The organism is Streptomyces sp. NPDC032940, from assembly GCF_040636935.1.
Classification (GTDB): domain Bacteria; phylum Actinomycetota; class Actinomycetes; order Streptomycetales; family Streptomycetaceae; genus Streptomyces.
In genome coordinates, this window is sequence record NZ_JBEZVJ010000031.1 from 58,105 (window position 1) to 73,711 (window position 15,607).

Consider the following 15,607-nt stretch of genomic DNA (forward strand, 5'->3'; position numbering starts at 1 on the left):
CGACGGTTCAGCCGCCCGCCACGGAGGCGGGGGCCGCCGCACCCGCAGCGGGTTCTCCGCCGCCCGCCTTCACTCCCCGCCGGTCTGCGGCGAGGATGAGCAGCAGCCCGAGGACCACCCAGACGGCGAGAGTCAGCGCGGGGGTCGCGGCGCCGGTGCCGTCGAAGTAGGCGTTGGCCCGCAGGAGGCTGCCGGAGGCGCCGGGCGGAAGGAGCTGGCCGAGGGTGGACCAGCCCTCGGGGAGCCAGTGCGGGCCGGTGGCGAGGCCGGAGAGGGGATTGCCGAGGAACATCATCACGGCGGCGCCGATGCCGAGGCCGGCGAACCCGAAGAGGGCCTCGAGACCGATGAACGTCATCGACAGGGCGGCCATGCCGAGACTGACGCCGAGGGCGGTGACGGCGTAGTTCCCGGTGAGGGAGCCCGTGCCGTACTGGAGGAACGCGGTGACGGCCGCGCCGGCGAGCAGCGAGAACAGCACGGCGCCCGCGAGCCGGGTGCGCAGGCCTCGGTGGCCGGGGAAGATGCGGGTGAGCACGACGGCGGGGAACATGCCGCCGAAGATCAGCGGCAGGGCCGCGGCACTGAGACCGGCGCCGCGCGGGTCGTCCCCGGGATAGGGCAGCAGATCGTGGACGGTGGCCCGGGTCCGCTGCTGGGCCGCGAGGGTGTTGCCCAGGGAGGTCAGCAGGGTGCCGCCCATCGGCGAGGCCGCGGTGGCGGTGTAGACGTCGACTCCGGAGGCGGAGACGCCGAGACCTCCGACGACGTCACGGTCCTTGACCGCCGAGGTGAGGGCGCCGGCGTCGTCGTAGACCGTGACGTCCCACATGTCGGTGTCCAGCTTCTGCTGGAGTGCCCGGGTGGCGTCCCGGGCGCCCGTGACTCCGACGGGCATGTCGCGCGGGCCGCTGTGGATGCTCGGCAGGGCGAAGGCGCCGAGCATGAGGGTGACCAGGGCGGTCAGCCCGACGAGGACGGCCGTCAGCTTGCGGACGGCACCCCGTCCGTCGGGCCGCTGCGTGGTCGCTTGAGCTGCGTGTTGGGACATGGCGGCTGACTGCTCCCCTTCTGACGGGTGACCGCACCCTGCCGGGGCGGCCGGGGCGTGACGGCTCCGTCGGCGACCGACCCGGACCGGCGGCCGCCGCCTCCCGGAACGTGCGACACGGAACGTGCGACATGGAACGCGGAAGATGACCCCGTGAGACATGAGACGTACATACAGGCTACCCTTATTCGCGTGTCAATCTACGAGTCCCACGCCCCTCGGGCAGTACCGGAAGAGCTGGTCCAGGCGGCACTGCGGGCCTCGCGCGCGCAGGGGGTGCCGGTCGCGGAGGTGCCGGTCATCGCCGTCGCCGAGGAGGCCGGCATCTCCCGCAGCACGCTGATGCGGCGCCTGGGAGGCAGCCGCCGCGCACTGGACGAAGCCGTCCGTGAGGCCGGCGTCGACCCGGGCGGCCAGAAGCCGGTCCGGGAGCGGGCCGAGGAGGCGGCCGGGCTCCTCATCGGGCGGCACGGCCTGGCGGCGACCACGCTGGAGCGGGTCGCGGCCGCCGCCGAATGCTCCGTGCACAGCCTGTACGCCGTCTTCGGCGGCCGGGACGAACTGCTCTTCGCGGCCTACGAACGCTACGGGCCGATCCTCGACGTCGAGGCCGTCCTCACCGTCCCGCGCGCGGACCTCCCGGACACCGTACGCGCGGTCTACCGGGCGCTCGTCGACGCCCTGGGACGGGAGCCGCGGGTCCTGCCGGCCATGCTGGCGGAGACCCTGTCCCGCCCCGACGACCTCGCGGTGCAGGCCATGGCCGAACGCCTCCTGTCCCGGCTGCTGGACGGCGTCGGCCGGTGGCTGAGGCAGGAGATGTCCGAAGGCCGTATCCGCGACCTGCCCCTCGTACCCCTGCTGCACCAGATGGTGGGCCCGGTCGTCCTCCACTTCCTGCTGCGCCCGGTCACGGAACACCTGCCCGAAGCCGAACTGCCCGCCATCGAGGCCACGATCGACCTCTTCACCGAGAGCTTCCTCCACGCCGTGACCCGCACACCGGCCTCCTGAAGACCGGCCCGCCCACGCCCTCGAGGTGACTTCGGCACACGTCTCGCGCCGCGAAGGCGGCGTTTCGCCCGTACCCGCGCGGTTACCCCTGAAGAGGCCTGGCCCGCGCGCGGTGTCCTGCGCACCGTCCGGACGCCGGGCCAGACGTACACGACGGGATCGGGAACGGAGCTCGCATGGCCAGCACGAAGGTGTCCGACTACATTCTCGACCGGCTGCGCGAGTGGGACGTCGACCACGTCTTCGCCTACGCGGGTGACGGCATCAACGGGCTGCTGGCCGCTTGGGGCCGCGCGGACAACGATCCGAAGTTCGTCCAGGCGCGCCACGAGGAGATGGCCGCCTTCCAGGCCGTCGGCTACGCCAAGTTCTCCGGCAAGGTGGGCGTGTGCGCGGCCACCTCCGGGCCCGGCGCCATCCACCTGCTGAACGGTCTGTACGACGCCAAGCTCGACCACGTGCCCGTCGTGGCGCTGGTCGGACAGACCAACCGCAGCGCCATGGGCGGCTCCTACCAGCAGGAAGTGGACCTGGCGAGTCTCTACAAGGACGTCGCCTCCGAGTTCTGCGAGACGGCCATGGTCCCCGAACAGCTGCCGAACCTCATCGACCGGGCCTTCCGCACCGCGTACGCCAAGCGCACCGTCACCGCGATCATCATCCCCGCCGACGTGCAGGAACTGGACTACAGCCCGCCCACGCACGCCTTCAAGATGGTGCCCTCCAGCCTCGGACTGGGACGGTACGCACCGGTCCCGGCCGACGAGGACGTCCAGCGGGCCGCCGACGTGCTGAACTCCGGCGAGAGGGTCGCTGTTCTGATCGGGCAGGGCGCCCGCGGGGCGCGGGCCGAGGTCGAACGGCTGGCGGACGTCCTCGGCGCCGGTGTGGCCAAGGCCCTGCTCGGCAAGGACGCCCTCCCGGACGATCTGCCCTATGTCACCGGCTCCATCGGGCTGCTGGGCACCCGCCCCTCCTACGAGCTCATGCAGGAGTGCGACACCCTGCTGATGATCGGCTCCAGTTTCCCGTACACGCAGTTCATGCCGGAGCTGGACCAGGCGCGGGCGGTACAGATCGACATCGACCCGCACATGATCGGCCTGCGCTACCCCAACGAGGTCAACCTCGTCGGCGACGCCCGCGAGACCCTCCAGCGGCTGCTGCCCCGGCTGCACCGCAAGGAGGACCGCACCTGGCGGGAGAAGGTCGAGAAGAACGTCGCCCGCTGGTGGGAGGTGATGCAGCGCCGCGCCGCCGTCAGCGCCGACCCCGTCAACCCGGAGTACGTCGTCCACGCCCTGGACGGCAAGCTGCCCGACGACGCGATCCTCTCCGCCGACTCCGGCTCGGCCGCCAACTGGTACGCCCGCCACCTGCGGCTGCGCGGCCGCATGCGCGGCTCCCTGTCCGGCACCCTGGCCACCATGGGCCCCGGAGTGCCGTACGCCATCGGGGCGAAGTTCGCCCACCCGGACCGGCCCGCCATCGCCCTGGTCGGTGACGGCGCCATGCAGATGAACGGCATGATGGAGCTGGTCACCGCGGCGAAGTACTACCGCGAATGGTCCGACCCGCGCCTGATCGTGGCCGTGCTGAACAACGGCGACCTCAACCAGGTCACCTGGGAGATGCGCGCCATGTCCGGCGCCCCCCAGTTCGAGGAGTCCCAGCACATCCCCGACCTGCCCTACGCCGACATCGCCCGGTGCCTCGGCCTGGACGGCGTACGGGTGGAGAAGCCCAAGCACGTGGAGGCGGCCTGGGACCGGGCCCTCGCGGCCGATCGGCCGTTCGTCATCGACTTCCGCACCGACCCGGCCGTGCCGCCGATCCCGCCGCACGCCTCACTCGACCAGATCGAGGCCGCGGCCACCGCGATTCTCAAGGGCGACAGCGACCGCGGCTCGATGGTGAAACAGGGACTCAAGGCCAAGGTGCAGGAGATGCTGCCCGGCAGCCGCCACCGCGACGACCGCCCCGGCGCGGGGAAGCACGACAGCACCGAAGAGGACAGGTGACCCAGAGGACCCCGCAGAGCCGGAGGATCCACGACGGGGCCGCCGTGGAACGTCTGGCCGTCTCCGTGTACCGGATCCCCACCGATCTCCCCGGCGGCGACGCCACTTTGACCTGGGACGCGACCACCCTGGTGCTGGTCGAGGCCACCGCAGCGGGCGTGACGGGCCTCGGCTACACCTACGGATCGCCCGCCACCGCCCCTGTCGTGCGGGACGAGTTGGCGGACCTCGTCGTCGGACACGACGTCCTCGACGTCCCCGCCGCCAACGACCGGATGAGCCGCGCGCTGCGCAACACGGGCAGGCCCGGCATCGCCGCCGGCGCGCTCTCCGCCGTCGACACCGCACTGTGGGACCTCAAGGCCCGCCTGCTGGACCTCCCCCTGGTGCGTCTGCTCGGCGCGGCCCGCGACGAGGTCGCCGTGTACGGCAGCGGCGGCCTCACCACCTACGACGACACCCAGCTCGAACGGCAACTGCGCGGCTGGACCGACCAGGCCATCGGCCGCGTGAAGATCAAGGTCGCCGAGGACTGGGGCCGCCGCGAGGCCCGCGACCTGGACCGCACCGAGCTGGCTCGCCGTACCGTCGGCGACACCGCCGAGCTGTACGTCGACGCGAACGGCGGCTACACCCGCAAACAGGCCGTACGTGTGGCGGCCTCACTGGACGGCCTCGGGGTCACCTGGCTGGAGGAGCCCGTCTCCTCCGACGACCTGACCGGGCTGCGCCAGGTGCGCGACGCGGTCGCCCCCGATGTCGCCGCCGGCGAGTACGGCTACGGCCTGCCGTACCTCACCCGGATGGCCGCCTCTGGGGCCGTCGACTGCCTCCAGGCCGACGTCAGCCGCTGCGGCGGCATCACGGTCTGGCTCCGCGCCGCGGCCGTGGCCGAGGGACTCGGACTGCACGTGTCGGGCCACTGCGCTCCGCACCTGCACGCCCACGTCGCCGCGGCCGTACCCAACACGCGCCACCTGGAGTGGTTCCACGACCACGTCCGCATCGAGACCATGCTGTTCCACGGCACGCTCGACCCGCGGGGCGGCACGGTCCGCCCCGGGGCCTCCGGCGAACCGGGCCACGGCCTCACCCTGGACCGGGCCGCCGCCGACCGCTACCGCACCGCATGACCCGGCCCGGCACGACCGACGACGCGTCCGCGGCCACCGGCGGAATGAGGAGACCTCCGGGCGGTCCATCGGTGGCTCGGCGGAGGACACCTTCTCCAGGACGTCCTTGCGCGTGACCGTTCCTCACCGGTTCACGGCGCCGGGCGGTGCGGATCAAGGGCTGGCGACGAGGTGTCCGAGCCGCATGGCCAGCCACGGCTTGCGGCCGCCGGCCCGCATCCGGCCGCTCGCGACCGCCTTCCAGATCGGCGTGCGCCGGAAGGAGACCAGGAGGAAGGTGGCCGGCGCCGCGACGATCCGGCAGTCGTAGGCGCGCGGCGGGGCGTCGCGGGTCACCGTCACCGTGCCGTCGTCGACGACGACTGCGAGGCGCGGGCCGCCCTCGACCGCGAGGTCGAACGCGATGCGCACGCCCCGCGCCTTCACCGGGTCCAGGGCCGCCGCCATCATCGTCGGCATCGACTGCCCCAGGACGAGGCGGGCCTCGTCGTCGCCGATCGGCCACGGGAGGCGGGCACCGCGCGCGACGTCCAGGCCGTGGACGAGGGTCTCGCTGAGCAGCAGACCGGTCATCGACGCCAGGGTGAACGGCACCTCCCCGTACCAGGGCGCGGAGACGGGCGTGTCCGGGGCGAGGCCCTCGGTGACGCGCAGGAACGTCTCGCCGCGCTCGGCGACGACATCGGGCACCGTCGCGCGGTCCTCACCGGCGAACAGCGTCACGGACCGGGCGTTCATGGCCGTGATCCGCTCCACGAACGTGCCCTCGCCGGACGGCAGGACGTCGTCCCACTCCATCGCGTCGCCGGGCGAGACGAGGGAGGTGTACGCGAGGTACACGGCCGCCAGGTGAGCGCCGACGTCACCGACCGTCCACTCGGGTACGCCCGACCCCGCGTCCCGGTCGGGCACGGCGCGCAGCAGCGCGACCAGCCGTGAGGCCGCGGCGGCCAGCGCGGCGCGGGTCCTCTCGTGCTCGACGACGGGATCGAACGTCGTGACGGTGCCCATGCCACTCCCCCGGGTCGCGGACGGAGCCGAAGATTACCCCCCGGTAGCCCAGCCCCGACACCCCTCGCCGCCCCAAGTCCCGGGCCGGGCCCGAAGACCGGACACCAGCGGGGCGCCGGCACGGTCCCGCCCGCCCAGCCCTGCAGGACAACAAAAGTGCAGGTCAGAAACCCTTGCCCACCGGCTCGAGAATCGCCACGCACTCCACGTGCGATGTCATCGGAAAGATGTCGGCCTGAGGCAGCCGCAGAAAAGGCCAGGTCAAAGGCTGTTTCTCGGCTCGCTGTGCAGCTTGAAAGCGGCCAGAGCGTCAGACGAGCGTCATCACGCCCTCAGGCACACCCGCCTGCCCTGGGTCGGCTACTGGGCCGCCCGAGGAGGACGAGCTCACATCGCCGGAAACAGACTCGCCAGTAGTCCGCTTCCCTGGGGAGCCAGTGACCAGCGTTCCCGGTGCGCCTCGAAGCCGTGGTCCGCCTCCTCAGCCGGAGCCGACTCGATAGCCCGCTCCTGTGGCGTCCGCAGCGGCAGAACCGCCCAGCAGCGCTTCCCGCGGGAAGTGGTCTCGGCTCCCCGTATCAGACTGAGGTCCTCGATCAGGGCGAGTCCCCGCCCGCACTCGTCGTCCGCCTCCGTCTGCCGAGGCCGCGGCAGCTCCCGGCTGTCATCGAGGACCGCGACGACGACCATGTCGTGCACCAGCGTCAACTCGACGGTCATGGGCCCGCCCGCGTGCCGCAGCCCGTTGGTGAGGAGCTCGGAGGTCACGAGTTCCGCGCTGAAGCGGAGCTCTTCCTCGACCGGCCCTCCCCACCAGCTCAGCGCGGTGGAGACGCGGTGGCGGGCGCGGTGAACCGCGGCCCCGGTCGCTTCGACGGTGAAGCTGATGCAGGTGTGAGGCATGATGTCGCTCCTCGATGGCGGTGCGCTTCAGGCTTCCGCAGTCGCCTCTGCGGACCAACACGCAGGTCCGAGATTTCCACGGCGGTCACCCGGGAACAACCGGCCAGGCCATACCAGAGGCTCCGGCTCATCCATAACCCTCGGGCTACTGGTCGACCGAAGGCGTCAGGCCGTCCCGGATTCCCCACCGCCTTCCTCCTGGCGCATAATGGAACTCTGTTCGCCCGGAGCGAGGTGCCCCCGTGGAACTTGAGCTGCGCCACTTGCGCGTGCTGTGTGCGATAGCCGACGCGGGGGGCGTCGGCCGGGCTGCTGCGGCGCTCGGATACACCCAGCCGGCGATGAGTACCCAACTGCGCCGCATCGAGGGACTGCTCGGCGAGGGGGTCTTCCTGCGCAGCAGCGCGGGCGTGGAGCTCACCGCCTACGGCGCCCAGGTCGTCGGCCGGGCCCGGGAGATCCTGGCGCTCTCCGACAATCTCGCACGGCTGCGGCCTCCCCGCTCGTCCGGGGCGACACGTCGGCTTCGCCTCGGGGCCATCAACACACCGGTGGTACCCACCTTGCTCGACGTCCTCCGTGAAGCCTGCCCCGATCTGACCGTCTCGGTCAGCAGTGTGTACGCGACCGGAGAACTCATCGATCTCCTAGAGGCCGGCGAGCTCGACGTCGCCCTGGGTTGCGACTACCCAGGGCTTCCTCTTCGACACTCTCCGAAGCTGGACCACCGAGCTATCAGAACCGTCCCGGTGTTCGTGGCCACCCCTGCCGATCACCCACTGGCGCACCGGCTGGAGGTGCCCTTGGCCGACCTGTCGGAGGACGCGTGGTTCGTCTCCGCGGACGACGGGGTGGGCTGGCCCGGCGCCTTCTACGACGCTTGTGGGGCCGCGGGATTCAGGCCCGCCGTCACCCACGAGTTCCACATGCTCGACCAACTGCAGTCGATGATCGCCAAGGGTCTGGGGGTGGCCGCCGTCCAGCCCACCATGCGCCCGGTGGGCGGAGTACTGGTCAAACCCCTCGCGGGGGATCCGCTGTGGCAGCGGCATCTGCTCGTCTGGCGGCGGGATTCGGTCGAGGCGTCGGCCGTCGAGGTGGTGCACCATCATGCCGTACGCGCCCACTGGCAACTGCTGTCGCAGGCTACGCACTTCCAGAAATGGGTGACGCGCGCATACGCACCCGCCCGTCCCACGAACGGAGCCGGAAAGGCGCTCCCCGGTACGGTCTAATCGGCCGACGGGTTCCACCGCGCTGCGGCATGCACGACGTGCCACGCCCCCGCCCCCCAGTCCGCTGGGTGGCGGACGGAGCGGAGCACGGGGAAAGACGCCGACCGCGCGTGCGGCGGTCGACGTCCTCGTGATGAGCACCGGGGCGGCGTACTCACGGTCCGCCCGGGCTGCTTAGCCGGCCAGCAGCGTGACCCCGCGGTCCGCCAGTGCTCGGCTGATCGGTTCGTGGATCATGCCGCATCCGCTGTTCGGCCCCCCGCTGAGGATGCCGTGGGCCGTTGAGCCGTCGTAGACGCCGCTGCCGCTGTCACCGGGAGCGTCGCATGCGGTGGACCAGGTCATGCCGGTCAGGGTGCGGCCTGGGTAGGACACCGTTGCGTTGGTCTCGGTGATCTGCCCGCAGGTGTAGCCGGTCGTGGAGCCCTGCTTGCACACGTACTGGCCGACGTAGTCGTAGTCCCAGTTGGTGATGCGGGTCGAGGGGTAGACCCAGCCGCGCGGCTGCCAGAAGCCGGGGTCGTCGACCCTGACGATCGCGGAGTCGCCGTAGTAGCCGAAGGTGTAGTCGGCGACGTGACCGACCCCCTGGTAGCCGTAGCTGTAGGTGGGGACCTCCCAGTACGAGCTGTCCTCCGCACAGTGGCCGGCGGTCATCATGTAGTAGCTGCTGCCGCTGTACGCCATGAAGGCGCTGGAGCAGCGGACGTTCGTGCCGTAGATGGCCAGGCCCGAGCGCAGCGGTGGGTCGCACGAGTACTGGCCGCCGCAGTAGAAGGGTTCGGAGGCATGCGCGTAGGTGCTGACCTCGAGGCCCTCGCCGAGGGTCCGCTTCGCCCACTCCACGACTGCGTGCTGGGCGGGGGTGAGGGTCTTGCCCCGTGGCAGGTCCAGACGAACCTTGTTGTCCTGCACCACCACCGCGGACTGCAGGCCGTGGGCGGCGCCCTTGTTCGCTGCGGCGATACGGTGGGCCAGTCCTGCGGACATGCGGTCGAGTTGCCGCAGGCTGCGGTCGACGACGACGGTGGTCGTGTCGGGTGCCTGAGCCTGCGCGGACCGGGCCTCGACGAGGGCCGTGGCCGTCGACCGGGTGACGGCGACGGTCAGCCTGCCGCCGTGCTTCTGGTCGATCCAGGCTCCTGCGAAGCGGGAACCCAGGCGCTCACGCAGCGCTGTTGCGACGCCGGTGAGCCGCTCCTGCCGCAGTACGCGCCGCTGTGCCTCCTGGGTGGAGATGTGCTGGTCCGCGGCGAGTTGGCCGGCCGCGGCCTGTTGCGAGGCGCTGAGCCGTGACGTGCCCTGGTCACCGCTGCCGACGGCGGGTGTGGCGAGTGCGCAGGTGAGACCGACGGACATGATGAGGGACCACATGGCGCGGCGTCGCCTGCGTGCGGGTAATGACTTCACGCTGTGCCTCCTGGGAGGTAGGGATGCCCGTGTGCGGGCGGGCGATGTGTTCTCGGTCCGGGGCGACGGAGGTCTCCCCCCTGCCGCCGCCCCGGACGCCGCCCGGGGCGGGGAAAGCCGCCCCGGGCCGTCGTGAGGGTCGTGCCTTGGTGCGGAGCCGTGGGTCAGTAGGCGGAACTCACGGTGACGCCGCTGAAGCTGCTGACGGCGTGCAGGCTGATGTAGTTGGCGCCGGCCGGCGGGTTGGTGATGGTCAGGGTGTGGTTGTTGCCGGCTCCCGTGGCCCGCTGCGTGTAGCTCGTGGTGCCGGGCCAGCCGCTGGTGCTGTAGTACAGGTCCGCGTCGCCCGTCCCGCCGGAGGTGGTGATCTTCAGCTGGGTGGTGCCGGCCGGGACGTAGAGGTACAGGTAGGCGTAGTTGCCGGTGGTGGCGGACTGGTTGCCGCGTTGGCAGTTCTGGCCCAGTTCCCGAGTGTCGGTCCCGGTGCATTCGGTGCCGCCGCCTCCGCCGCTGCCGACGGTGACCGTCCTCGTGGCGGTGGCGGTGGCTCCCTTGTCGTCGGTGACGGTCAGCTTGACCGTGTAGGACCCGGCCGACCCGTACGTCTTGACGGGGTTGGTGGCCGTGGAGGTGGTGCCGTCGCCGAAGCTCCAGGAGCGGGAGGCGATGGTGCCGTCGGCGTCGGTGGACTGGTCGGTGAAGGTGACGTCCAGGCCCTGGACGGCGGTGGTGAACGCGGCGGTGGGCGCCTGGTTCCCGGGCGGGTTGGTGCCCCCGCCACCGCAGTTGCCGGCCGCGCAGGCCGCCAGCCAGGTGTACCAGTCGTTGTCGTAGCGGGTGCCGATGGTGCCGGTCAGGTAGCTGCGGGCGGCGTTCCAGTTTCCCGCGCGGTAGTGGCCGAGGACGGTGTCCATGTCGGCGCGGTGGTTCTCGAGCATGTACCGCACGGCGAGGTAGCCCCAGCGGTAGATGCGCGTGGTGTCGTGGCTGTACGTGGTGTCGAACAGGGTGCTCAGCGCGTACGTGCGACGCCCCGCCTCGGTCGTCGCCTCGGTGTAGGGGACACCGCGGTAGGAGTAGGAGACGTACTCGGCGAAGCCCTCGACCCACCAGATGGTCGGGGTGGTGATGTTGGCGTTGAAGTCGCCGTACATGTCGAAGCGGCCGTCGAGGTAGTGGGTGTACTCGTGGTTGAGGTTCCAGATCTGGAAGTCCGGGCGCAGCCACTCGGCCTCGTAGGCGATGAAGCGCGGCTGGTTGCCGACCGCCGACGGATTCCCCTCCAGGTACATGCCGCCGTTGTTGGTGTCGATCCCGTACATCGCGCCGGCGTAGGTCTGGTAGTCGGTGCTGGAGTCGAAGACCACGACCTCGATGGTGCTGTTGTTGTCGTTCGCGACGGGGCCGTTGTCACGGACCACGTTGTGGAAGTAGGCGTCCTGGTTGCGCAGGCTGCTGCAGCTGGAGGACAGCTCGCCCGAGGTCATCTGCTGCGCCTTGATGGTGATGCTGGAGCTGCACGGGTAGGTCACCGTCAGGACGGAGCGGGCCAGTTGGGCCTGGAGGTCGCAGGTGCCGTAGTAGGAGCAGTTGGCCTTGTCGTAGTAGTCGGTCATCTCGGCCACACCGACCCACAGCGGGGCCGTCCGGCCCTTGATGGAGCTGGAGTTGAGCAGGCCGCCGGCCAGAGGGCTGACCTTGGAGCGCAGCGCGGAATGCTGCAGGAACCGGCCGAGTTCACGTCCCGCGTTCGACGTGAGGTACGACTGGTCCGTTCCCAGCAGCGCGAGGTGGCCGCTCGCGAAGTTGTAGAGCGCGTCGATCAGGCCGGGGTCAGACTGCACGGCACTCACGAACGCGGGCACCTGGTGGCCTCGGAAGGTCACCGTGTAGACGTTGTTGACGGCGTTGAGCATCCACCAGGAGGAGTTCCAGGTGGAGTCGTAGTCCGCCAGCAGTCGCTTGACGACGTGGATGTAGCGGGCGTTCTCCTCGGCGCTGTCGATGAGCGTGACGGCCTCGGCGAGCGTCTCGCCGTTGGCGTCGTTGACGTCGCGGGAGTGCGGGCTGGCGAAGAAGGCGTCGAGCCCGGCGCGTATCGCGGTCTGCAGGCTGCTGCCGTAGGTGCCCACCGTGCCGGCGTTGTAGTAGTGCACGTAGTAGCCGGCGCGCAGGTAGAGCACGAGCTGCGGCATACCGGTGGAGGCGTTGCCCGGGTAGGACGTCGAGCCGTCGCGCAGGGCGTAGGCGACCGAGGTCATCTGCGACTCACGGAAGGCGTAGTAGGCGTCGTTCCCGGTCAGGTTGAACAGGGTGTTGACGCAGTCGGTCGTGGACGCCTTGATCTGCTGGACCAGCGCGCCGCCGCTCCGGCTGGTGAAGTCGGAGACGTTGCACGCGGCGGCACGCGCACGAGAGTTGCCGGTCTTGCCGGCGACCGCCTTGTCCGTCGACTTCGAGGGACGGACCGGCGCCTTCGCGGTCTTGCCGTACACCTCCTTGAGCGCGTCCTTACTCGCGGCCACGGGCGGAAGCTCGGACGCCTTCGTGCGTCCCTGCGCGACGTGCTCCGTCTCGGCGGTGGGGGACTGCGCGACGGGCGGGGGTCCCGCGTGCTCCGGGTCGTCCGCCGCGACGTGCACGACGGACCCAGTGTTCCCGGCTGCGCCGGCCGGCTGCGACAGCAGGCCCACGCTCATGGCGACGGTCAGGGCCAGCGGCAGCGCCGCCCCCAGACCTCGCCGTACCAGTGACTTTCTCACAGCGCCTCCCATGGGGGATCCGGCCGTGCGGAGCACGGCCGACTGAAGGGGGAGAGGGCGTGGGAAACGGAGTACCGCGCTGCCACCTGACGGAAGACGGATGTCCTCTCCGTCTTGGCATGGCCACGCCCTGCAACATGGAACATGGCACAGGTGACATTGCACAGGGAATGGCGTCGAGGAGTGAGACCGTGGGCGGGACCGGTGCAAGCGGGTCCGCAGGACCACCGGAGACGAGTCGGAACGGCTGCTGGGAGGGGGTGCCGACTCCTGGCGGCCCTCTCGCCGAACGGGGCATAACAGTTCCGCCGTGTCAGTCATAAGACTTCGTTCCGGAAGCGCCGTCGGGCTCCGAAGGAAGCGACGCCTGCGCATACTTGGCCGACGCACTCTCCCCCCACGGGTACGAGAATTCCTGTTCGTCTCGATCTTGCGAGGACGAGCCTCATGAGGCCTATTCGTGCGCACATCCGTGCGTCCGTCGTCACACCCACGGTGATCGCCACGGCACTGGCAGCCGGTCTGCTGCTTTACCCGACGGACGACCAGGAGGGCGCCACCATCAAGGTCGGGACGACGGAACCGCCGACGTCACTCGACCCGGCCGGCGGCTACGACTCCGGCTCGACGGCTCTGTACAGCAATGTCTTCCAGACACTGCTGACCCTGGAGCCCGGAGTGGCGGAGCCCGTACCCGACGCAGCCGAAAGCTGCTCCTTCACCGATTCCGGCCTACGCACCTATCGATGCCGGCTGCGGGATGACATCACCTTCTCCAGCGGACGCAGAATGACAGCCAAGGACGTCCGGTTCTCGTTCGAACGGGTCAAGAAGATAGATTCCGACGTGGGGCCGTCGTCCCTCCTGGACACCATCGAGTCGATGGACGCCCGCGACCGGACCGTCACTTTCCGACTGACCGCACCGGACGCCACGTTCCCCTTCAAGCTGACGACCGGGGCGGGCTCGATCGTCGACTCGACCACGTACCCGGCGGACTCCCTGCGCTCGGACGGCCGGATCGACGGGACCGGACCGTACGGCGTCGTCTCCTACGCGAAGGGCGAGAAGATCTCCCTCTCGCCCAACCCTCGGTACAAGGGCGCCGCCGAGAACACCGGCCGGCCGATCGAACTCCACTTCTACGACACCCCCGACTCACTCGCCCGGGCCTGGATATCCCACCGCATCGATGTCGCCCTCAGACAGCTTCCCCCCGAAATGCTCGCCGATCTGAACCCGAGCGATCCGGGGCTTCGCGTGACGGAGGCGCAGAGCGCGGAGACTCGAAACCTGTATCTCAACAACCGCCGCGGCAAGCCGTTTCACGACAGACGCGCACGGCAGGCGGCGGCCTGGCTGATAGACAGGGACCGGATTTCCTACGACGTCTACGACGGAACCGTGGACCCGCTCTACTCCCTCATCCCGACGAGCATCACGGGCCACACCACTTCCTTCTTCGACAACTACCCTCACAAGAACGCCGAAAAGGCACGCCGCCTCCTCGTCGAGGCCGGTGAGGAAATCCCGCTGTCTTTCACCTACGGTTACGCGGCGGGACGCGGATCAGCCCACGAGGAGGCTGCGGAGGTGAAAAAGCAACTAGAGGCCGACGGGCTGTTCAAGGTGACCCTCAGAGGATATGAATGGGACGAATTCCAGAAGAGCTGGGCCGAGGGAGAGCTCGACGCCTACGCCGTCGGCTGGGTCGCCGACTACCCCGATCCCGACACCTTCGGCGGTCCTCTCGTCGGCACGGACGGCACCATGGCGACGGGGTACGGCAGCAAGGCCGCCGACCGGCTGATCACGAGCAGTCAGCGCTTCGCCGACCGGAGCGACGCCGAAGCCGACCTCGAAGCCCTTCAGCGGATCGTCGCCCGCGACGTGCCCGTCGTCCCGCTGTGGCAGGCCAAGGACTTCGTGGTGTCCGGGGAGGACGTGGGCGGCGGCCAGTACGCGGTGGACGGCACCGGGCTTCTGCGCCTGTGGCGACTGACCTGGATCTGACGGCTCGGACCTGACCCGACCGGACGGGGACGTGCGGCTGTTCGCCGGGGTGCCGGGACCGCTCCGGCCGCGGCGCCGAGGATTCCGACCGGTCTGCCACCGTATGCGCTCTGCGAACACCACCACAGGCCCTCTCATGCCCGGCGACGAGTTTGACAGCGACCACGCCAAGACCGATCACGGCGTTGAGTACGCCGGCGATCAGGGCTCCCAGACGCCCGGCGCCGACACGCAGCCCGCCCACGAAGCCCCACCGGGCCGGCGCCGCCACCTCACTGACCACCGAGACCCACAACGCCGTGTCCAGGGCGAGAACCCCCAGGGCGGACAGGGCGATCAGCAGCGCCGGTCCCAGTGCGCTGCTGAGGAGAGGGCTGCTGGTGAGCAGCGCGTGACGGGCCTCGGGTCCGTCGGGCCGGCGCCCGTGCGGCGGGACGGTACTGGCGCTGGCGCCGTTGAACCGCAGGAAGACGCGCATGGCGAGCCAGGCGGTGCGCTTGTTGCCGTCGATCAGCGCGTGATTGCGGGCGACGGAGTGCAGTAGTGCCGCGGCTTCTCGTGCAGGGTGGGATACAGCTCGGCTCCGAAGACGTTCGTCCGGGGCCGTTCGATCGCCGACACAAGGAGGCCCATGTCACGCACGCTGTGCTCGGCACCGTTGACCGTGCGCACGATGGCCAGGATCTCGTCGATCTGGAGGTAGCGCACGCCGCTCACTTCAGGTAGTCCAGAATCTCCGCATCGCTGTCCATCAGACCGGCCAGAACGTCATCGACCTTCAGCTCGGCCCGGTCCCGGGCATCACGAATGGCCCCGATGGCAAGCTCCTGCTTGCTGCAACCCTCCCCACGAGCCCGCTCCGTAAGCTTCGTGTCCAGGTCGTCGGGAAGCCGGAGTGTCATCGCCATAAGGTCATGATGCCTGCCTGGTATCACGCGCCACCGTCGAGTCTCGTGCCCTAAGAGGTCATCTCATTTGGCCGGGTCGGTAGTCTGTTGGTCGTGGTGGGGATCGTTGAGCGGCTGGTGCCGGATGAGTTGTGGGAGCTGTTTCA

Annotated in this window: 11 protein-coding genes and 1 pseudogene; 5 read left to right on the top strand and 7 right to left on the bottom strand. The window is 70.1% G+C overall.

All coding sequences use genetic code 11. From position 1 onward, the window contains the following. Positions 1-7 precede the first annotated feature (7 nt). On the bottom strand, positions 8-1,051 hold the full coding sequence (locus AB0E77_RS28825; RefSeq protein WP_361576139.1) for a hypothetical protein: 1,044 nt from the start codon (positions 1,049-1,051) through the stop codon (positions 8-10). Between the two features lie 192 nt (positions 1,052-1,243). Here AB0E77_RS28825 and AB0E77_RS28830 point away from each other — a divergent pair, with 192 nt between their 5' ends. From AB0E77_RS28830 to AB0E77_RS28840, 3 genes are all read left to right on the top strand, one after another. After that, positions 1,244-2,065: a TetR family transcriptional regulator gene (locus tag AB0E77_RS28830; RefSeq protein WP_361576142.1), complete on the top strand. Its 822-nt coding sequence runs from the start codon at positions 1,244-1,246 to the stop codon at positions 2,063-2,065. Between the two features lie 176 nt (positions 2,066-2,241). Beyond that, positions 2,242-4,086, top strand: coding sequence for a thiamine pyrophosphate-requiring protein (locus AB0E77_RS28835; RefSeq protein WP_361576144.1), 1,845 nt, complete (start codon positions 2,242-2,244; stop codon positions 4,084-4,086). Beyond that, positions 4,083-5,219 (top strand): enolase C-terminal domain-like protein, encoded by a 1,137-nt coding sequence (locus AB0E77_RS28840; protein WP_361576147.1) that lies wholly within the window; start codon positions 4,083-4,085, stop codon positions 5,217-5,219. Before AB0E77_RS28835 ends, AB0E77_RS28840 begins: the two co-directional genes overlap by 4 nt. 153 nt (positions 5,220-5,372) lie before the next feature. Here the strand turns inward: AB0E77_RS28840 and AB0E77_RS28845 are convergent, their stop codons facing one another. Together AB0E77_RS28845 and AB0E77_RS28850 are read right to left on the bottom strand one after the other, a co-directional pair. Beyond that, positions 5,373-6,230, bottom strand: coding sequence for a maleylpyruvate isomerase N-terminal domain-containing protein (locus AB0E77_RS28845; RefSeq protein WP_361576150.1), 858 nt, complete (start codon positions 6,228-6,230; stop codon positions 5,373-5,375). A gap of 387 nt (positions 6,231-6,617) precedes the next feature. After that, positions 6,618-7,133 (bottom strand): ATP-binding protein, encoded by a 516-nt coding sequence (locus tag AB0E77_RS28850; RefSeq protein ID WP_153177537.1) that lies wholly within the window; start codon positions 7,131-7,133, stop codon positions 6,618-6,620. 242 nt (positions 7,134-7,375) lie between these two features. Between AB0E77_RS28850 and AB0E77_RS28855 the strand changes: the two genes are divergently transcribed. Continuing rightward, positions 7,376-8,368, top strand: a complete 993-nt coding sequence (locus AB0E77_RS28855) for a LysR family transcriptional regulator (protein ID WP_153177538.1) — start codon at positions 7,376-7,378, stop codon at positions 8,366-8,368. A 174-nt stretch (positions 8,369-8,542) separates the two neighbouring features. Here AB0E77_RS28855 and AB0E77_RS28860 read toward each other — a convergent pair whose 3' ends face one another. Both AB0E77_RS28860 and AB0E77_RS28865 read right to left on the bottom strand, forming a co-directional pair. Then, a complete protein-coding gene (locus AB0E77_RS28860) occupies positions 8,543-9,778 on the bottom strand; it encodes a protease (protein ID WP_125537117.1) in 1,236 nt (411 codons plus the stop codon). A 164-nt stretch (positions 9,779-9,942) separates the two neighbouring features. Continuing rightward, a complete protein-coding gene (locus AB0E77_RS28865) occupies positions 9,943-12,540 on the bottom strand; it encodes a collagenase (protein ID WP_361576153.1) in 2,598 nt (865 codons plus the stop codon). Between the two features lie 447 nt (positions 12,541-12,987). On the opposite strand from AB0E77_RS28865, the gene AB0E77_RS28870 reads away from it, so the two are divergent. Beyond that, a complete protein-coding gene (locus tag AB0E77_RS28870; protein ID WP_133886498.1) occupies positions 12,988-14,553 on the top strand; it encodes an ABC transporter substrate-binding protein in 1,566 nt (521 codons plus the stop codon). 427 nt (positions 14,554-14,980) lie between these two features. Here the strand turns inward: AB0E77_RS28870 and AB0E77_RS28875 are convergent. Then, positions 14,981-15,270, bottom strand: a pseudogene (locus tag AB0E77_RS28875) (type II toxin-antitoxin system death-on-curing family toxin); the annotation flags it as partial. Further along, positions 15,267-15,461 (bottom strand): hypothetical protein, encoded by a 195-nt coding sequence (locus AB0E77_RS28880; protein ID WP_003973114.1) that lies wholly within the window; start codon positions 15,459-15,461, stop codon positions 15,267-15,269. The gene AB0E77_RS28880 and the pseudogene AB0E77_RS28875, both read right to left, overlap by 4 nt. Between the last annotated feature and the right edge of the window lie 146 nt (positions 15,462-15,607).

What these genes read in the sequence shown, in the direction of transcription:
- AB0E77_RS28835 (WP_361576144.1), top strand. Translation starts at nt 2,242, where the DNA reads ATGGCCAGCACGAAGGTGTCCGACTACATTCTCGACCGGCTGCGCGAG.
- AB0E77_RS28880 (WP_003973114.1), bottom strand. Translation starts at nt 15,461, where the DNA reads ATGGCGATGACACTCCGGCTTCCCGACGACCTGGACACGAAGCTTACG.
- AB0E77_RS28850 (WP_153177537.1), bottom strand. Translation starts at nt 7,133, where the DNA reads ATGCCTCACACCTGCATCAGCTTCACCGTCGAAGCGACCGGGGCCGCG.
- AB0E77_RS28870 (WP_133886498.1), top strand. Translation starts at nt 12,988, where the DNA reads ATGAGGCCTATTCGTGCGCACATCCGTGCGTCCGTCGTCACACCCACG.
- AB0E77_RS28845 (WP_361576150.1), bottom strand. Translation starts at nt 6,230, where the DNA reads ATGGGCACCGTCACGACGTTCGATCCCGTCGTCGAGCACGAGAGGACC.
- AB0E77_RS28825 (WP_361576139.1), bottom strand. Translation starts at nt 1,051, where the DNA reads ATGTCCCAACACGCAGCTCAAGCGACCACGCAGCGGCCCGACGGACGG.